We start from the raw sequence: 16,000 nt of genomic DNA, 5'->3' as shown, positions 1-16,000 counted from the left end.
CGGGTCCAGCCGCGCCGAGCGCGCCTAGGCTGAGGCCATGAGCATGCCCGGGCCGCACCGCCCGCCCGTCTTCCGGGGAGTGGATGCGGCCGCGCAGCGGGCGCGCAACGCCGAGGCCCCCCGCATCCCGCACCTGGGTCGCCGCGTCGCGGCGCTGTTCCGCCCGTACCGGGCCCGCCTGGTGGCCACGGCCGTGCTCGTGGTGCTGGGCGCGGCGGTCGCGGTGGTGCCGCCGCTCATCGTCGAGCAGGTCTTCGACCAGGCGCTGTTCCCGACCGACGGCGGGCCGGTGCAGGTGCCGCTGCTCGTGCGTCTGGTCAGCATCATGATGGCGCTGTTCCTGGTGTCGGCCGGGCTCCAGGTGGCGCAGACGTGGTTCACCTCGACCATCGGCAACAATGTCACGGGCGACCTGCGCGTGCGCCTGTTCGAGCACCTGCAGTCGATGGGGATGGCGTTCTTCACGCGCACTCGCACGGGCGTCATCCAATCGCGCCTGCAGAACGACGTCGGCGCCGTGTCGGACGTGCTCACCAACACCGTCACGAGCATCCTCGGCAACTCGGTCACCGTGATCGCCTCGCTCATCGCGATGGTGCTGATCGACTGGCGGCTCACGATCATCGCCGTCTTCCTGATGCCGATCCTCGCCCTCGTGCAGCGCCGGGTCGGTCAGGTGAGGGCGCGGATCGCCGGTCAGACGCAGGAGTCGCTGTCGGAGCTTTCGGCGATCACGCAGGAGAGCCTGAGCGTGTCGGGCATCCTGCTCGCCACGTCCTTCAACCGGCAGAGCGACGAGTCCGACCGCTACCGCGCCGAGAACCGCTCGCAGGTGACACTGCAGGTGCGCCAGGCCATGAGCGGCCAGGGGTTCTTCGCCCTGGTCGGGGTGATCATGGCGAGCGTGCCCGCCATCGTGTACCTCGTGGCGGGGCTGCTGATGACCGGCGGCGCCGACACGATCAGCGCCGGCACGGTCGTCGCCTTCACGACGGTGCAGGCGCGGCTCCTGCAGCCGCTCATGGGGCTCATGCGGGTGACCCTCGACGTGCAGACGTCGGCCGCGGTCTTCGCCCGCATCTTCGAGTACCTCGACCTGCGTCCCGCCATCCGCGACCGCGACGACGCGATCGACGCGAAGGATGCACCGGGCCCGCTCGGTCGCATCGAGTTCCGCGACGTCACCTTCCGGTACCCGGGAGCGGCGGCCGACACGCGTCCGACGCTCGACGACGTCTCGTTCACGGTCGAGCCCGGTCAGCACGTGGCCCTGGTCGGGCCGAGCGGCGCGGGCAAGAGCACGATCCTGTCGCTGGCGCCGCGGCTCTACGAGGCGGATGCCGGTGCCGTGCTGTTCGCCGGGGCCGACGTCCGGGCGCTCACCGGCGCATCGATCATCGACAGCGTCGGCATCGTGTCGCAGGAGACCTACCTCTTCCACGCCACGATCCGCGAGAACCTGCGCTACGCCAAGCCCGACGCCACGGAGGCGGAACTCATCGCCGCGTGCGAGGCGGCCAACATCCACGACGTGATCGCGGGCTTCGAGCACGGGTACGACACGGTCGTGGGAGAGCGGGGGTACCGCCTGTCGGGCGGCGAGAAGCAGCGGATCGCGATCGCGCGGGTGCTGCTGAAGGACCCGCCCGTGCTGCTGCTCGACGAGGCGACCTCGGCGCTCGACACCCGCTCGGAGCGTGTCGTGCAGTACGCGTTGGATGCGGCGGTGCGCGGCCGGACGACCATCACGATCGCCCACCGGTTGTCGACCGTGGTCGCGGCGGACGTCATCCTCGTGCTCGATCGCGGCCGCATCGTCGAGTCGGGCACGCACGCCGAGCTCCTCGCCGACGGCGGGCTCTACGCCTCGCTCGCGCTGCAGCAGCTCGCGCCCTGAGCGGCGCCCCTCACGCGTCCGCTCACCAGAGACGCGCGGCGGACAGCAGCGGCTGCGTCGCCTCGGGCAGCGTCAGCTCCCGCGCGTCGGGCCGCTCGGCCAGCGTGCGGGTGAAGGCGCCGACGGCGCGCCGGTACGCGTCCTCCGGGTGCGCGAAGGCGATGGTCGCCAGGCGAGGCACATCCATCCGCAGCAGCTGGCCGACGCGCGCGCGGGCGGCGTCGGGGTGCGCGGTGGCGTCCAGGACGGCGAGCCCCGCCGTCATCGCGTCCAGGCAGTCGTGCAGCACGTCGATGCGTTCCTCGTGCTGCGTGATCGACGACCCGTCGGCGCGCTCGCGCCAGTGCACGATCACGTCGGGCACGACGTCGAAGCGTCGCGCGCGGGCGTACATCTGCTGCGCCACGATCTGGTCCTCGTACAGTCGTCCCTCGGGGAAGCGGAGCCCCGCGTGCTCCCAGAACGCGGTGCGGCTGAGCTTCGACCACGCCACGATGTTCGCGGTCACCTCCGGATGGTCGTCGACCGTCGTCCCGCGCCGCTCGGGGGCGGTGGCGGCGTCGACCCACGGCTGGACCTCGCCCGGGGCGTAGCCGCCCACGCCGTCGGGACGCAGCCGCACGTACGCACCCACCGCGAAGTCGCTGCCGGTCGCGTCGAGCAGGGGGACCATGCGCTCGAGGGCCCCCGGCAGGAGCACGTCGTCGGCGTCCAGGTAGCCGAGGAACGGGGTGTCGACGGTGGCGAGCGCCGCGTTCCGCGCCGCGCCGAGGCCGCGACGCCGGTCGAGGTGGATGACGCGGAAGCGGTCGTCGCGTGCGGCCGCGTCGTCGAACACCGCGCCGGTCGCGTCGGAGGACGCATCGTCGACGAGCACGGCGCGCCAGTCCGAGAAGCGTTGGGCCTCGAGCGAGGCGATGGCCTCCGGAGCCCACGGTGCCACATCGAATCCGGGGACGATGATCGTGACGATCGGGCGGCGGCTCACGGCCCCGATTGTACGGCCGCGACCGAGGCGACGGCCGCCGTCACGGCGTCGGCCACCGCATCCAACGGCTCGTGCAGATCGTGGGGGAAGGTGAAGCGCACCGAGGTCTGCGCGACGTCGGCCGGGATGCCGGCGGCCACGAGCACGTGCGAGGGTTCATCGCTGCCCGCCGCGCACGCGGATCCGCTGGAGGAGACCACGCCGCGGCGTTCGAGCTCCAGCAGCACGGCCTCACCGCTCGTCCCCGCGAACGTGAAGCTCGCGGTGCCGGGGAGCCGCATGACCGGATGACCGGTGAGGCGCGCGGACGGCACGTCGGCGAGGACCCGGGCGATGAACGCATCCCGCAGCCGCGTGAGACGTGCGGCGGATTCCTCGCGCTCGGTCTCGGCGAGCTCGAGCGCGGTCGCCAGGCCCACCGCGCCGGCGACGTCGGGCGTGCCGCTGCGTCGACCGCGCTCCTGCCCGCCGCCGTGCAGCAGCGGCTCGATCGGGATGCGGCCCCGCACCGCCAGTGCGCCGATGCCGGGGAGCGCGCCCACCTTGTGCCCGGCGATCGTGATCGCGTCGGCGCCCGTTCCCGCCAGCGGCAGCCACCCCGCGGCCTGCACGGCGTCCAGGTGCAGCGGGATGCGGCGCGCCCGGGTCAGGGCGGCGACCGCCGCGACGTCCTGCACCGTGCCGATCTCGTTGTTGGCGTAGCCGATGCTCACGAGCGCCGTGTCGTCGCGCAGATGCGCGGCCACGGCATCCGGGTCGAGGAGTCCCGTCCCATCGACGTCGACCAGCGTGGCCTCGAACCCGTGGAGACGCGTGAGAGCGGCCACCGATTCGAGCACGGACTCGTGCTCGATCGGCGTGGTCACCACGTGACGCGCGCCACGCGCGAGGGCCGCCGCCACGGCGATGCCCTTGACGGCCAGGTTGTTGCCCTCGGTGCCACCCGAGGTGAACACGACATCGCCCGCCCGCATCCCCAGGATCGCGGCGACGCGTGCGCGGGCATCGGCCAGGGCGCGGGCGGCGCGGTCGCCGATCTCGTGCGTGCTGGAGGGGTTGCCGAAGCCGGTCGTCCAGTGCGGCAGCATCGCCTCGAGCACCTCGGGACGCACCGGGGTCGTGGCCGCGTGGTCGAAGTACAGCGTGGGCATGGCCGGTCTATGCCGGATCGGGAATGTGGACGGCGAGGTCGAGCCCGAGGTCGAGCCCGCGCGCGGCGTGGGTGAGGGCACCGACCGAGATCACATCGACGCCGGTCTCGGCGATCGCGCGCACGGTCGAGAGGTCCACGCCGCCCGACGCGTCGACGATCGCGCGGCCGGCGACGCGCTCGACGCCCTGCGCGAGATCGGCGAGCGAGAAGTTGTCGAGCATGATCGTGTCGATCCCCGCGGCGAGCACCTCGTCGATCTGATCGAGACGGTCGACCTCCACCTCGACGTGGGTGGTGTGGGGGAGCCGCGCGATGGCCTCGGTGAGCGCATCGGTGACCCAGGCGCCGGAGGCGGTGAGCACGGCCAGGTGGTTGTCCTTGGCCATCACCGCGTCCGAGAGCGAGAACCGGTGGTTGTGTCCGCCGCCGGAGCGCACCGCGTGGCGCTCGAAGGCGCGCAGGCCCGGCGTGGTCTTGCGGGTGTCGACGATGCGGGCGCGGGTGTGGGCGACCTCGGCGACGTATGCCGCGGTGAGCGTCGCGATCCCCGACATCCGCTGGACGAAGTTGAGTCCGACCCGCTCGCCGGTGAGGACGGCGCGCGCCGGCCCCGAGACGCGGGCGAGAACGTCGCCCGCGGCGAACGCGGCGCCGTCGGCGAGGAGGTCGGAGACCTGCACCCGCGCGTCCACGAGGCGGAAGGCCGCGGCGAAGACCTCGGCGCCCGAGAACACCCCCGCCTCGCGGGCGACGAGATCGGCCGTCGCCACGGCATCCGCGGGGATCAGCGCCTCGCTCGTGATGTCGCCCCACGGGGCGTCCTCCTCGAGGGCGGCGGCGACGACGCGGTCGATCGTGGAACGGGTCAGCATGCGGCGGCCTCCTGCAGGGCGGACGGGCGGGGAGCGGCGGCCGTGTGGTCGTCGCGACGGAAGTGCGCGCCCACCGAGGTCGCGCGGCGGGCGGCGGCGGCGATCAGCGCGCGTGCCACGAGCAGCAGATTGGCGTCCTCACGGGCGGCGACGCTCTGCGCGGCGGGGAGGGATGCCGACCAGGCGGCGAGCACGGCGTCCGCCTCGGCGAGCCCCGCGGCGTCGCGGGTGAGCCCCGCATGCCGCCACAGAAGCTCCTGAAGCGCCGCGCGGGAGAAGGGTGCGCTCGCGTGCCGGGCCGCGACGGGCGGTGCCGTGGGCGTCGTCCGTGCGGGTGCGGCCGCCGGGGATCCGGGACGACGGGAGGTCGCCGCCGCGGCCGCGCGGGCGCCGAACACCGCGCCCTCGAGCAGCGAGTTGGAGGCCAGACGGTTGGCGCCGTGCACGCCGGTGCGCGCGGTCTCGCCGACCGCGAAGAGGCCGGGGAGCGTCGCGCGACCGTCGAGGTCGGTGACGACGCCGCCCATCAGGTAGTGGGCGGCGGGCGTGACCGGGACGCTCTCGCGCGACCAATCGATCCCGCGGGAGCGGAGCACCGCGTCGATGGTCGGAAAGCGCCGGGCGAGGAACGCCGCGGTGTCGTCGCCGCCGAGCGCCGTCGCGTCCAGCAGCACGGGCTGCCCGCCCTGCGCCGCGACCTGGCGGGCGATGGCCCGGGCGACGACATCCCGGGGCGCGAGCTCGCCGTCGGGATGCGCGTCGAAGGCGAAGCGCCGGCCGTCGACGGCGCGCAGCACGGCGCCCTCGCCGCGGACGGCCTCGGAGATGAGGAAGGGGGAGCCCACGGCCAGCACGGTGGGATGGAACTGCACAAACTCGAGGTCGTCGACCGCGGCGCCCGCCCGGAGTGCGGCGGCGATGCCGTCGCCCGTCGCCACGGCGGGGTTGGTCGTGTGCGCGTAGAGCTGCCCGGCGCCGCCGGTGGCCAGGATGACCGCATCCGTCCGGATCGTCCGCGGTGCGCCGTCCGTGCCGATGAGCTCCACACCCGTGACCCGCGCGTCCGTCACGACGAGATCGGCGAGGAACGTGTGCTCGAGCACGGTGATCGCGGGCTCGTCGCGCATTCGCGCCACCAGCGTCCGTTCGATGGCAGCGCCCGTCGCGTCGCCGCCGGCGTGCAGGATGCGGGCGTGCGAATGCGCCGCCTCGAGCCCCATCCGGAGCGCCCCTGCCGCATCGCGGTCGAACGGCACACCCGCGGCGATGAGGTCGCGGATGCGGTCGGGTCCCTCGCCCACGAGCACGTCGACGGCCGCGGGGTCGCCGAGGTCCGCGCCCGCGCTCAGGGTGTCGACCGCGTGCGAGGCGGGGGAGTCGGCGGCGGTCATCACCCCGGCGATACCGCCCTGCGCGAGCGCGGTGGCGCCGTCGGCCACGCCGCGCTTGGTCACGAGCGTGACCACGGCACCGGCCGCCGCGGCGGTCAGGGCGGCGGTGAGGCCGGCGATGCCGCTGCCGACGACGACGACCCGGGCGTTCATGCGACGGGGGTGGCCGGGGGCTTGGCCGCCAGCATCCGCTCGAGGGCGACGCGGGCGGGGTCGGCCACGTCCGAGGGCACCGTGATGCGGTTCACGACGCGTCCGGCGACGAGCTCTTCGAGCACCCACGCGAGGTAGCCCGGGTGGATGCGGTACATCGTCGAGCACGGGCAGACGACCGGGTCGAGGCAGAAGATCTCGTGCTGCGGGTACTCGGCGGCCAAGCGCTGCACGAGGTTGATCTCGGTGCCGATCGCGAAGGTCGTCGGCTCCGTCGCCGCCTGGATGGCCTTGCGGATGTAGTCGGTGGAGCCGGCCTCATCCGCCGCGTCGACGACGGCCATCGGGCACTCCGGGTGCACGATGACGCGCACGCCCGGGTGCTCGGCGCGGGCCTTGTCGATCTGGTCGACCGTGAAGCGCCGGTGCACCGAGCAGAAGCCGTGCCACAGGATGACCTGCGCGTCGTGCAGGGTCTGCGCGTCGCCGCCGCCGAGCGGCTTGGTGGGGTTCCACATCGGCATGCGCTCGAGCGGCACGCCCATGGCCTTGGCGGTGTTCCGACCCAGGTGCTGGTCGGGGAAGAACAGCACGCGGCGACCGCGCGCGAACGCCCACTCGAGCACCGTGCGGGCGTTCGACGAGGTGCAGACGATGCCGCCGTGACGCCCGACGAAGCCCTTGATCGCCGCGGAGGAGTTCATGTACGTCACGGGGATCACCGGGAGGAGGCCCTCCTCGTCCGGGGTGTCCATGTCGCCGAAGAGGTCCTCGAGGGCCTCCCAGCACTCCTCGACCTGGTCGATGTCGGCCATGTCGGCCATCGAGCAGCCGGCCGCGAGGTTCGGCAGGATCACCGCCTGGTCGGGCCCGGACAGCAGATCGGCGGTCTCGGCCATGAAGTGCACGCCGCAGAAGATGATGGCCTCGGCCTCGGGGTGGGCCTGCGCGGCGCCCGCCAGCTGGAAGGAGTCGCCGACGTAGTCCGCGTGGCGGACGACCTCCTCGCGCTGGTAGAAGTGCCCCAGCACCACGGCCCGGTCGCCGAGGGTCTGCTTGGCGGCGATGATGCGCTGCTCCAGCTCGTCGTCGGGGGCGTCGCGGTACTCCTGCGGCAGTGCTCCCTGGCGCGGGGCGCCGGTGGGGATGACATCGCCCATCGAGGCGCCCGGTCCGTAGCCCGGCCGGGTATCGAAATCCCACGGGCCCACGGCGAGGTCGGTGTTGCAGGTGTCGCCGGTGGCGGCGCCCGAGACGATCGCCTGGATCTCGTGATCGACGGAGGGGTCGATCGGCCGCGGTCCGAGTGTGAGTGTCGTGGTGCTCATGTCGTCCTCGATTCGTGCGGGAACATCGGACCGAGCGGGCCTCGTTCGGCCAGCTCGACGTCCTGGTTGTAGCGGTAGAGCCGTGCCGGCCGGTGGCTGCCGGTGCGGAACGACTCGGTGGGGATGAGGGTGCCGGAGTGCTCGACCTGACGCCGGAAGTTCGCCGGGTCCAGTCGCACGCCCAGGATGGACTCGTACACCTCGCGCAGCTCCGCCAGGGTGAACGCGTCGGGGAGCAGGCCGTGCGCGATGCGGCTGTAGCCCACCTTGTTGCGCAGGCGCCACAGGGCGTACTCGAGGATCTGGGTGTGATCGAACGCCAGGTCGGGAAGGTTCGCCGCGGGGAACCACTCGACGTTCTCCGGCGCATCCCCGGCGGCCGCATGCGCGGCGACCTGGGCGTCGACCTCGTCGGCGCGCAGCAGCGCCCAGTACACGATCGAGATGACACGGCTGGTCGACCGGTCGACGTCGCCGAAGGCGTAGAGCTGCTCGAGGTAGCTGGCGCGGAGTCCCGTGGTCTCGCCGAGGGTGCGGGATGCCGCATCCTCGAGGTTCTCGGTGACGTCCAGCCATCCGCCGGGCAGCGCCCAGGCGCCTTCGAACGGGTCGCGCGTGCGCCGCACCAGCGGCAGCGTGAGCTCGGCGCTGTCGTCGCTCAGGCGCCGCAGGCTGAAGATCACGGTCGAGACCGCGACGCGCGTCGTGTCGGACGTGGCGCTGTCGCGGAGAGCGGGGGCGGCGTTGGTTCGTGTCATCATGACTCTAACTTCGGGATCATCTTAATGTCAGTGTGACCAGAACCGCAAACCGCGCATGTTCGTGCGACACCTGCACGACCCGTGGGGCAGATGATGCCCGGCGGGGCGCCGGGGGATACAGGGGCACCACCGGTCGTGCATCCGTGCACGGGCCGGGCGGCGGGTGCCGGCGGGCCGTCGCCCAGGTGCGCCGCTTACGCTGAGCGGGTGAATGCGCTCGTGGTGGATGTGGTGCTCGTGCTGGCACTGGTCCTGGCCCTCGTGCAGGGCCTCCGGCGGGGGCTGCTGGCGAGCCTCGGCGCGCTCGTCGGCCTCGCGCTCGGCGGCGCCGCCGCGTGGTGGCTCGTGCCCGTCGTCACGCGCGCCGTGCCCGCCGCCGAATGGCGGGGATGGGTCGTGTTCGGCGTCGTGTTCGTGGGCCTGCTCGGCGGGGCCGCCGTGGGCAGCGCCGTGGGTACGTCGCTCCGGCGCCGGGCCGACCGCATCCGGCTGAAAGGCATCGACCGCGCCCTCGGCGGCGTGGTCAACACAGTCGTCGTCGCGCTCGCGCTCGCCCTCGTCGGGCAGAGCGTCGCGGTCATGGGCATCCCCGGGGTGTCGTCCGCGCTGGCCTCCTCGACCGTGCTGCGCGGCATCGACACGCTCACCCCGCGCCCCCTCGACGAGGCGCTCGCGCAGGTGCGCTCCGTCGTCGTCGACGACGGCCTCCCGCAGCTCGGCGCGCTCTTCGACGGGTTCCCCACGATCGGGCAGGCTCCGCCCGTCGATCTCGACGATCCGGCGCTCAGTGCCGCGGCGCAGTCCGTGGCCCGCGTCGCGGGCACCGCCTACTCGTGCGGACGGAACCTCACCGGCACCGGCTTCGTCGTGGCCCCCGACCGCGTCGTGACCAACGCGCACGTGGTCGCGGGGGTCGATGCCCCCGTGGTGGAGCTCCCCGGACGCACGGCGCGCGAGGGCCGGGTCGTCTACTTCGACGCCGCGGCCGACCTCGCCGTCGTCGCCGTCGACGGACTGGATGCCGCTCCGCTGGCGATCGCCGACGACCTGCCGCTCGGCGGCGCCGGCGTCGTGCAGGGCTATCCCTACGGCGGCCCCTTCACGATGGGCTCCGCGGGCGTCCGCTCCTCGGGCACCGTCGTCGTGCCCGACATCTACGAGCAGTCCTCCCAACCGCGCGAGGTCTATGCGCTCGACGCGGTCGTGCGCCCGGGCAACTCCGGCGGCCCGCTCCTCACCTCGCAGGGCGGCGTCGCGGGGGTCGTGTTCGCCCGGGCCGACGACGGCAGCGACATCGGCTACGCCATGACGACGGCGCCGCTGCGCCCCGTCGTCGACGCCGCGCCCGGCCTCTCCGACGCCGTCTCGACAGGCCCCTGCGTGGCGTGAGAGCGGAGGATCGCGTTCGGGGGAGCGCGGCGGCTATGCTGGGCGCCACACGTGAATATCGGCCCCACGATCGTTGCGGGAGAGCCTCGGTGACACCAGCCGAGCACCGAAGGAGCAAGCCTCCCCGCCAATCTCTCAGGTATGCGTACCGCAACGGTCAGGCCACTCTGGAAAGCGATCCCCACGGATCCGCCGACGGTGAAAACCCTCGCTCCCGAGGGTGAAACTCTCAGGCCCATGACAGAGGGGGAGTTCTTCAGGCATCTGCCTGCCCGCACCCACCCGGGAGAACTCATGACCGACCCACGCTCCACCCCGCTCCGTGAACGCCATGAGGCGCTCGGCGCGGCCCTGACCGATTTCGGCGGCTGGCAGATGCCGGTCCGCTACGGCTCCGACCTCGCCGAGCACCGCGCCGTCCGCGAGTCCGCCGGGCTCTTCGACGTCTCCCACATGGCCGAGTTCCTCGTCACCGGTGCGCATGCCGGGGCGTTCCTCGATTTCGCGCTCGCCGCGCGGCACTCGACGATGCCGCTCGGGAAGGCGAAGTACTCGCTGCTGCTCAGCGAGGAGGGCAGCATCCTCGACGACCTCATCGTGTACCGCCTGGATGAGGACTGGTTCGTCGTCATCGCCAACGCGGGCAACGCGGCGCTGGTCGCCGAGACCTTGGCCGCGCGCCGCGAGGCCTACCCGCTGCCGGAGGTCCCGGTCGCCGACGACGGGTCGTTCGCCTTCGTCCCGGGGCGTCACGTGAGAGTCGAGGACGCCTCATCCGCGACCGGGCTCGTGGCGCTGCAGGGACCGCGGGCCGCGGAGATCCTGGCCGCGCTCGACGGCCTCGATCTGACGGTGCCGGCGCGACGCCAGGGCGACACCCCGCAGCCGTGGACGCTCGACGAGCTGCCCTACTACGCGGCACGGTCGGCGTCCTTCCGCGGCGCGGCGCTCCTCATCGCCCGCACCGGGTACACCGGCGAGGACGGCTTCGAACTGCTCGTGTCCGCCGACACGGTGGGCGACCTCTGGGACGCTCTGCTCGAGGCGGGGGAGCCGCTCGGGCTCGTCCCCGCGGGCCTCGCCGCGCGCGACACCCTGCGTCTGGAAGCGGGGATGCCGCTGCACGGCCATGAGCTCAGCCGCGACATCCGCCCCGCCCAGGCAGGCCTCGGGCGCGTCGTGAAGAGCGGCGACGACGACTTCGTCGGCAAGGCGGCGCTCGCCGCATCCGCCGCCGATGCGCCCGTGCTCGTCGGACTCGTGTCCGAGGGCAGACGCGCCGGGCGTGCCGGCTACGCCGTGGTGGATGCCGCCGGCACCGCTGTCGGCGAGATCACGAGCGGCGCGCTCAGCCCCACCCTCGGCCATCCCATCGCGATGGCCTACGTCGCCCCCGCCGTGAGCGGGGACGGCACCGAACTCTTCATCGATGTGCGGGGGACCCGCATCCCCGCGACCGTGACCGCCCTGCCGTTCTACCGGAGGAAGAAATGATCGATCTCACCGCCCTGTCCTACACCGCCGAGCACGAGTGGGTGTCGGTCGACGACAATATCGCCACCTTCGGCATCACCGACTACGCCGCCGACAAGCTCGGCGACGTCGTGTTCGTCGAGCTGCCCGCGATCGGCGGCGAGATCACCGCCGGCCAGGTGTGCGGCGAGATCGAGTCGACGAAGTCCGTCGGCGAGCTCTACGCCCCGGTCACCGGGCGCGTGATCGAGGTCAACGGCCACGTCGACGACGACCCCTCGCTCGTCAACAGCGCGCCCTTCGAGGGCGGTTGGCTCGTGCGGGTCGACCTGCAGGGCGAGACCCCCGCCGGTCTCCTCGACCGCGACGCGTACCTCGCCCTCGTCGGGGACGCCGAGTGAGCGTCCCCTTCGTCTCACGCCACATCGGCATCGACGCGCCGGCCGAGCGCCGGATGCTCGACGCGCTGGGCTACGACAGCGTCGACGCGCTCGTCGAGGCCGCGGTCCCCGCATCCATCCACGTCGCACCGCGGGCGACCAGCAGCATCCCGCCGGCGGCCAGCGAAGCCGAGGCGCTCGACGAGCTGCGGCAGCTGGCCGCGCAGAACCGTCCCGCCAAGGCGCTCATCGGCCTGGGCTACTACGACACCGTGACGCCGTCGGTCATCGCGCGGAACGTGCTCGAGAACCCGTCCTGGTACACGGCGTACACGCCGTACCAGCCCGAGATCTCGCAGGGGCGTCTCGAGGCGCTGATCAACTTCCAGACCATGGTCACCGACCTCACCGGGCTCGCGACCGCCGGCGCCTCGATGCTGGATGAGGCGACCGCGGTCGTCGAGGGGATGCTGGTCGCCCGGCGCGCCTCGAAGGCGGCATCCGACGTGTTCCTCGTCGACAGCGACGCGCTGCCGCAGACCCGGGCGCTGCTGCGTCATCGGGCCGCGGCGGTCGGTATCGAGATCCGCGAGGTGGACTTCCGCGTGTGGGAGGCCGCCGGCGGCCAGGCGGACCGGGCCATCCCCGACGCGTTCGGCGTCTTCGTGCAGTACCCCGGCGCCTCCGGCCGGGTGTGGGATCCCACCCCGGCGATCGCGGCCGTCCAGGAGCGCGGCGGTCTCGCCGTGGTCGCCGCCGACCTGCTCGCGCTCACGCTGCTGCGTTCACCGGGGTCGCTCGGCGCCGACATCGCCGCGGGCACCACGCAGCGTTTCGGTGTCCCGCTGGGCTTCGGCGGACCGCACGCCGGATATCTCGCCGTGCGGGCCGGGCTCGAGCGCCAGCTGCCGGGACGCCTCGTCGGCGTCTCGCAGGACGCCGCCGGGCACCCCGCCTATCGACTCGCGCTCCAGACCCGCGAGCAGCACATCCGCCGCGAGAAGGCGACGTCCAACATCTGCACCGCGCAGGTGCTGCTGGCCGTCATGGCCGCGATGTACGCGGTCTATCACGGGCCGGACGGGCTCCGCGCGATCGCCTCCGAGGTCGCGCGGCGGGCCGAGGCGCTCGCCGCCGTCCTCCGCTCGTACGGGCTCGAGGTGGCGCACGAGGCGTTCTTCGACACGCTGCGGGTGGTCGTGCCCGGCCGTGCGGAGGACGTCGTGAACCGCGCCCGCGCCCTCGGCTACCAGCTCTTCTGGGTGGATGAGGCGACGGTCGGCCTCTCGGTCGACGAGACGACGACCGATGCCGACCTGGCCGCGGTGGCCCGCGCCTTCGGCGTGCCCGACGAGACGCCCGTGGTGTCGGCGGACGCGGTGCCGCTCGCCGGCGTCGACCGGGTGCTGCATCGCGACGACGAGTACCTCACGCATCCGGTGTTCTCGGCGCACCGTTCCGAGACGGCGATGATGCGCTATCTCAAGACGCTGGCCGACCGGGACTACGCGCTCGATCGCGGCATGATCCCGCTCGGCTCGTGCACCATGAAGCTCAACGCCGCCACCGAGATGGCCGCCGTCTCGTGGCCCGAGTTCTCGCGCGTGCACCCCTTCGCGCCCGAGGACGACGTGCGCGGCTACCTGGCGATGATCGAGCAGCTGGAGTCGTGGCTCGCCGAGGTCACCGGGTACGACGCGGTGTCGTTGCAGCCCAACGCCGGTTCGCAGGGCGAGCTCGCCGGTCTTCTGGCCATCCGCGGGTTCCATCGGAGCAACGGCGACCTGGACCGCACGGTCTGCCTCATCCCGTCCTCCGCGCACGGCACGAACGCCGCGTCGGCGGTGCTCGCGGGCATGCGTGTGGTGGTCGTCGCGTGCGACGAGGCCGGCAACGTCGACCTCGACGACCTGCGGGCGAAGATCGCCGCGCACGCCGACGCCCTGGCGGCCCTCATGATCACCTACCCGTCGACGCACGGGGTGTACGAGCACGAGGTGCTCGAGATCACGCAGGCCGTGCACGACGCGGGCGGCCAGGTGTACGTCGACGGCGCGAACCTCAACGCGCTGCTCGGCTTCGCGCGGTTCGGCGACCTCGGCGGCGACGTCTCGCACCTGAACCTGCACAAGACGTTCGCCATCCCGCACGGGGGTGGCGGGCCGGGCGTCGGTCCGGTCGCGGCCAAGGCGCACCTGGCGCCGTTCCTGCCCTCCCACCCGTTCTCGCAGCGGGCCGATCACGCCGGCGGGTTCGTGTTCGACGGCGGGCCGATCTCGGCCGCGCCGCACGGCTCGGCATCCATCCTGCCGATCTCGTGGGCGTACGTGCGCATGATGGGCGGCGAGGGGCTGCGGGCCGCCACGGGCGCCGCCGTGCTCTCGGCCAACTACATCGCGCACCGTCTCGGCTCCCACTATCCGGTGCTGTACGCGGGCGATGCCGGGCTCGTCGCGCACGAGTGCATCCTCGATCTGCGGCCGCTCCGCGAGCAGACCGGGGTCACCGTCGACGACGTCGCCAAGCGTCTCATCGACTACGGGTTCCACGCGCCGACCATGTCGTTCCCGGTGGCGGGGACCCTCATGGTCGAGCCCACCGAGTCGGAGGACATCGACGAGATCGAGCGCTTCATCGAGGCGATGATCCGCATCAAGTCCGAGGCCCTGGCCGTGGCCGCCGGGCGCTGGCCGGCCGACGACAACCCGCTCGTCAACGCCCCGCACACGGCGCAGACGGTCGTGACGGCCGACTGGCCGCATCCCTACACCCGGGAGGAGGCCGTGTACCCCGTGCCCGCCCTCGTGCGCACGAAGTACTGGCCGCCCGTCCGCCGCATCGACAACGCCTACGGCGACCGGAACCTCGTCTGCGCCTGCCCCCCGCCCGAGGCCTTCGCCTGACCCCGCCCTGCCCTGCCCCGCCCTGCCTGACCCGCGAGACAGCACTTTCGCGCCGAGACCGTGGGTTCAACCCGCTGTCTCGGCGCCGAACTGCTGTCTCGCGGATGGGGCGGGGGATGGGGCGGGGGATGCGGTGAGGGCGCGGCGGGCGCCGACGAGGCGGGCGGTGTCGACGCGCTCGACGTGTCGCAGACCCGCCGCGAACAGCAGGTCGTCCAGCGGCTGGTGCATCAGCATGTCGGACCACCCCCAGTGCGCCACCTGCCGGGCGCCGCGCGAACGGATCCGGGCATCGCGTCGGCGGCGCTCACGCAGAAGAACGGTCGCATCGCCGAAGCGACCGTCGTACTTCAGGTCGCCGTCCGCCTCGCCCGCCACCCGCTGCCCGGGCCACCAGAAGTCCGACCTGTCGATCCCGACGCGCGGGTCCCCGAAGACCTGCTGCAGCTCGGGAGCGGGATAGCCCAGCCACTCGATCACGGCGCGGCTGGCCGATTCGAACGTCGACTCGGCCAGCGCGCTCGCCCGGTGCAACGCCCAGCGGGCCAGGCGTCGACCGCGACTGCTGCCGCGGTCCTCGTTGCGGGCCACGAGGATCTCGACGCTCAGCCCGGCATCCGCGCGCAGTACCGCATCGGCCAGACTCAGGCCCACGACCTCGTGCCGCGACCGCGCGATGTCGACGGCGCACTCGGTGGCCGAGGTCACCGCGCAGTCCCCGCCGTCGATCGTCTCCCTCGGCACGGCGGAGGAGTGCACGACGAGACCGCTCCGCGCCCCCGCGGTGGTGAACGCGTCGCCGACGACGTGCACCCAGAACGGGTCGCCGACGACGGGGAGGCCCAGCAGCACGGCGGCCGACTCGTGCGAGAACGTCAGGCCGGGCCGGACCGCGGATGCCGCGTGCACCCGCACGAGGTAGCGGTCCCACGGGGCGAGCTCACCCCACGCGGCGGCCGGCGCGTAGACACCGCGGCGCACGGCGACCACCTCGCCCCGTGCCACCGCGCGGTCCGGGTGCGGGATGTCGCGCGCACGCAGCAGCGGGATCGGGCAGGGGCGGATGGGGAGGGTCGGTGCGCGGAGCATGTCGCCAGCGTCGCCGCGCTCCCCATCCCGCCGGGACGCGGATCGCCCCGCGGTGGATGACGCACCCGCATCCCGCCCCCGTGGAGGAGCCGTCCCCCCCGCCCCCGCCCCGCTGGCCCGTCCCCGCCGCCCGCCGCCCGTCCCCGCCCGACCCGCGAGACAGCACTCCGGCGCCGAGACCGTGGGTTAAACCCGCTGTCTCGGCGCGAAAGTGCTGTCTCGC

12 protein-coding genes and 1 riboswitch are annotated in these 16,000 nt (G+C 73.2%); of the genes, 5 read left to right on the top strand and 7 right to left on the bottom strand.

Features of this window, described 5'->3' with window-relative positions; genetic code table 11:
* Positions 1-37: 37 nt before the first annotated feature.
* Entirely contained in the window at positions 38-1,897 is a 1,860-nt protein-coding gene (locus tag AB0N73_RS14630) for an ABC transporter ATP-binding protein (RefSeq protein ID WP_363564753.1), read from the top strand.
* Positions 1,898-1,919: 22 nt separating this feature from the next.
* Here the strand turns inward: AB0N73_RS14630 and AB0N73_RS14625 are convergent, their stop codons facing one another.
* The 6 genes from AB0N73_RS14625 to AB0N73_RS14600 are packed head-to-tail and all read right to left on the bottom strand — an operon-like array spanning position 1,920 to position 8,540.
* Positions 1,920-2,885, bottom strand: coding sequence for a glycosyltransferase family 2 protein (locus AB0N73_RS14625; protein WP_363564751.1), 966 nt, complete (start codon positions 2,883-2,885; stop codon positions 1,920-1,922).
* Positions 2,882-4,036 carry a cysteine desulfurase family protein gene (locus AB0N73_RS14620; protein WP_363564749.1) on the bottom strand — a complete coding sequence of 385 codons (1,155 nt, stop codon included), beginning with the start codon at positions 4,034-4,036 and terminating at the stop codon, positions 2,882-2,884. Before AB0N73_RS14620 ends, AB0N73_RS14625 begins: the two co-directional genes overlap by 4 nt.
* 7 nt (positions 4,037-4,043) lie before the next feature.
* Positions 4,044-4,910, bottom strand: coding sequence for a carboxylating nicotinate-nucleotide diphosphorylase (nadC, locus tag AB0N73_RS14615; RefSeq protein WP_363564747.1), 867 nt, complete (start codon positions 4,908-4,910; stop codon positions 4,044-4,046).
* Positions 4,904-6,454 (bottom strand): L-aspartate oxidase, encoded by a 1,551-nt coding sequence (gene nadB, locus AB0N73_RS14610; protein ID WP_363564745.1) that lies wholly within the window; start codon positions 6,452-6,454, stop codon positions 4,904-4,906. Before nadB ends, nadC begins: the two co-directional genes overlap by 7 nt.
* Positions 6,451-7,782 carry a quinolinate synthase NadA gene (gene nadA, locus AB0N73_RS14605; protein ID WP_363564743.1) on the bottom strand — a complete coding sequence of 444 codons (1,332 nt, stop codon included), beginning with the start codon at positions 7,780-7,782 and terminating at the stop codon, positions 6,451-6,453. Before nadA ends, nadB begins: the two co-directional genes overlap by 4 nt.
* Positions 7,779-8,540 (bottom strand): NUDIX domain-containing protein, encoded by a 762-nt coding sequence (locus tag AB0N73_RS14600; protein ID WP_363564741.1) that lies wholly within the window; start codon positions 8,538-8,540, stop codon positions 7,779-7,781. Before AB0N73_RS14600 ends, nadA begins: the two co-directional genes overlap by 4 nt.
* A gap of 210 nt (positions 8,541-8,750) precedes the next feature.
* On the opposite strand from AB0N73_RS14600, the gene AB0N73_RS14595 reads away from it, so the two are divergent.
* The 4 genes from AB0N73_RS14595 (at position 8,751) to gcvP (ending at position 14,688) form a co-directional block, all read left to right on the top strand.
* Positions 8,751-9,932, top strand: coding sequence for a MarP family serine protease (locus tag AB0N73_RS14595; RefSeq protein WP_363564739.1), 1,182 nt, complete (start codon positions 8,751-8,753; stop codon positions 9,930-9,932).
* 66 nt (positions 9,933-9,998) lie between these two features.
* A riboswitch (glycine riboswitch) is annotated at positions 9,999-10,093 on the top strand.
* Positions 10,094-10,226: 133 nt separating this feature from the next.
* A complete protein-coding gene (locus tag AB0N73_RS14590) occupies positions 10,227-11,426 on the top strand; it encodes a glycine cleavage system aminomethyltransferase GcvT (protein WP_363564737.1) in 1,200 nt (399 codons plus the stop codon).
* The gene (gcvH, locus tag AB0N73_RS14585) at positions 11,423-11,806 is read left to right on the top strand and encodes a glycine cleavage system protein GcvH (protein ID WP_363564735.1); all 384 of its coding nucleotides are present in this window, start codon (positions 11,423-11,425) and stop codon (positions 11,804-11,806) included. Before AB0N73_RS14590 ends, gcvH begins: the two co-directional genes overlap by 4 nt.
* Positions 11,803-14,688 carry an aminomethyl-transferring glycine dehydrogenase gene (gene gcvP, locus AB0N73_RS14580; protein ID WP_363564733.1) on the top strand — a complete coding sequence of 962 codons (2,886 nt, stop codon included), beginning with the start codon at positions 11,803-11,805 and terminating at the stop codon, positions 14,686-14,688. The genes gcvH and gcvP overlap by 4 nt, the downstream gene beginning before the upstream one ends.
* A gap of 66 nt (positions 14,689-14,754) precedes the next feature.
* On the opposite strand, the gene AB0N73_RS14575 is transcribed toward gcvP, so the two are convergent.
* On the bottom strand, positions 14,755-15,777 hold the full coding sequence (locus AB0N73_RS14575; protein WP_363564731.1) for a hypothetical protein: 1,023 nt from the start codon (positions 15,775-15,777) through the stop codon (positions 14,755-14,757).
* Positions 15,778-16,000 lie beyond the last annotated feature (223 nt).

Source organism: Microbacterium sp. NPDC089189 (genome assembly GCF_040685095.1).
GTDB lineage: Bacteria > Actinomycetota > Actinomycetes > Actinomycetales > Microbacteriaceae > Microbacterium.
Note: the sequence above shows the minus strand (reverse complement) of the source record. Positions and strands in the feature narration are given on the sequence as shown.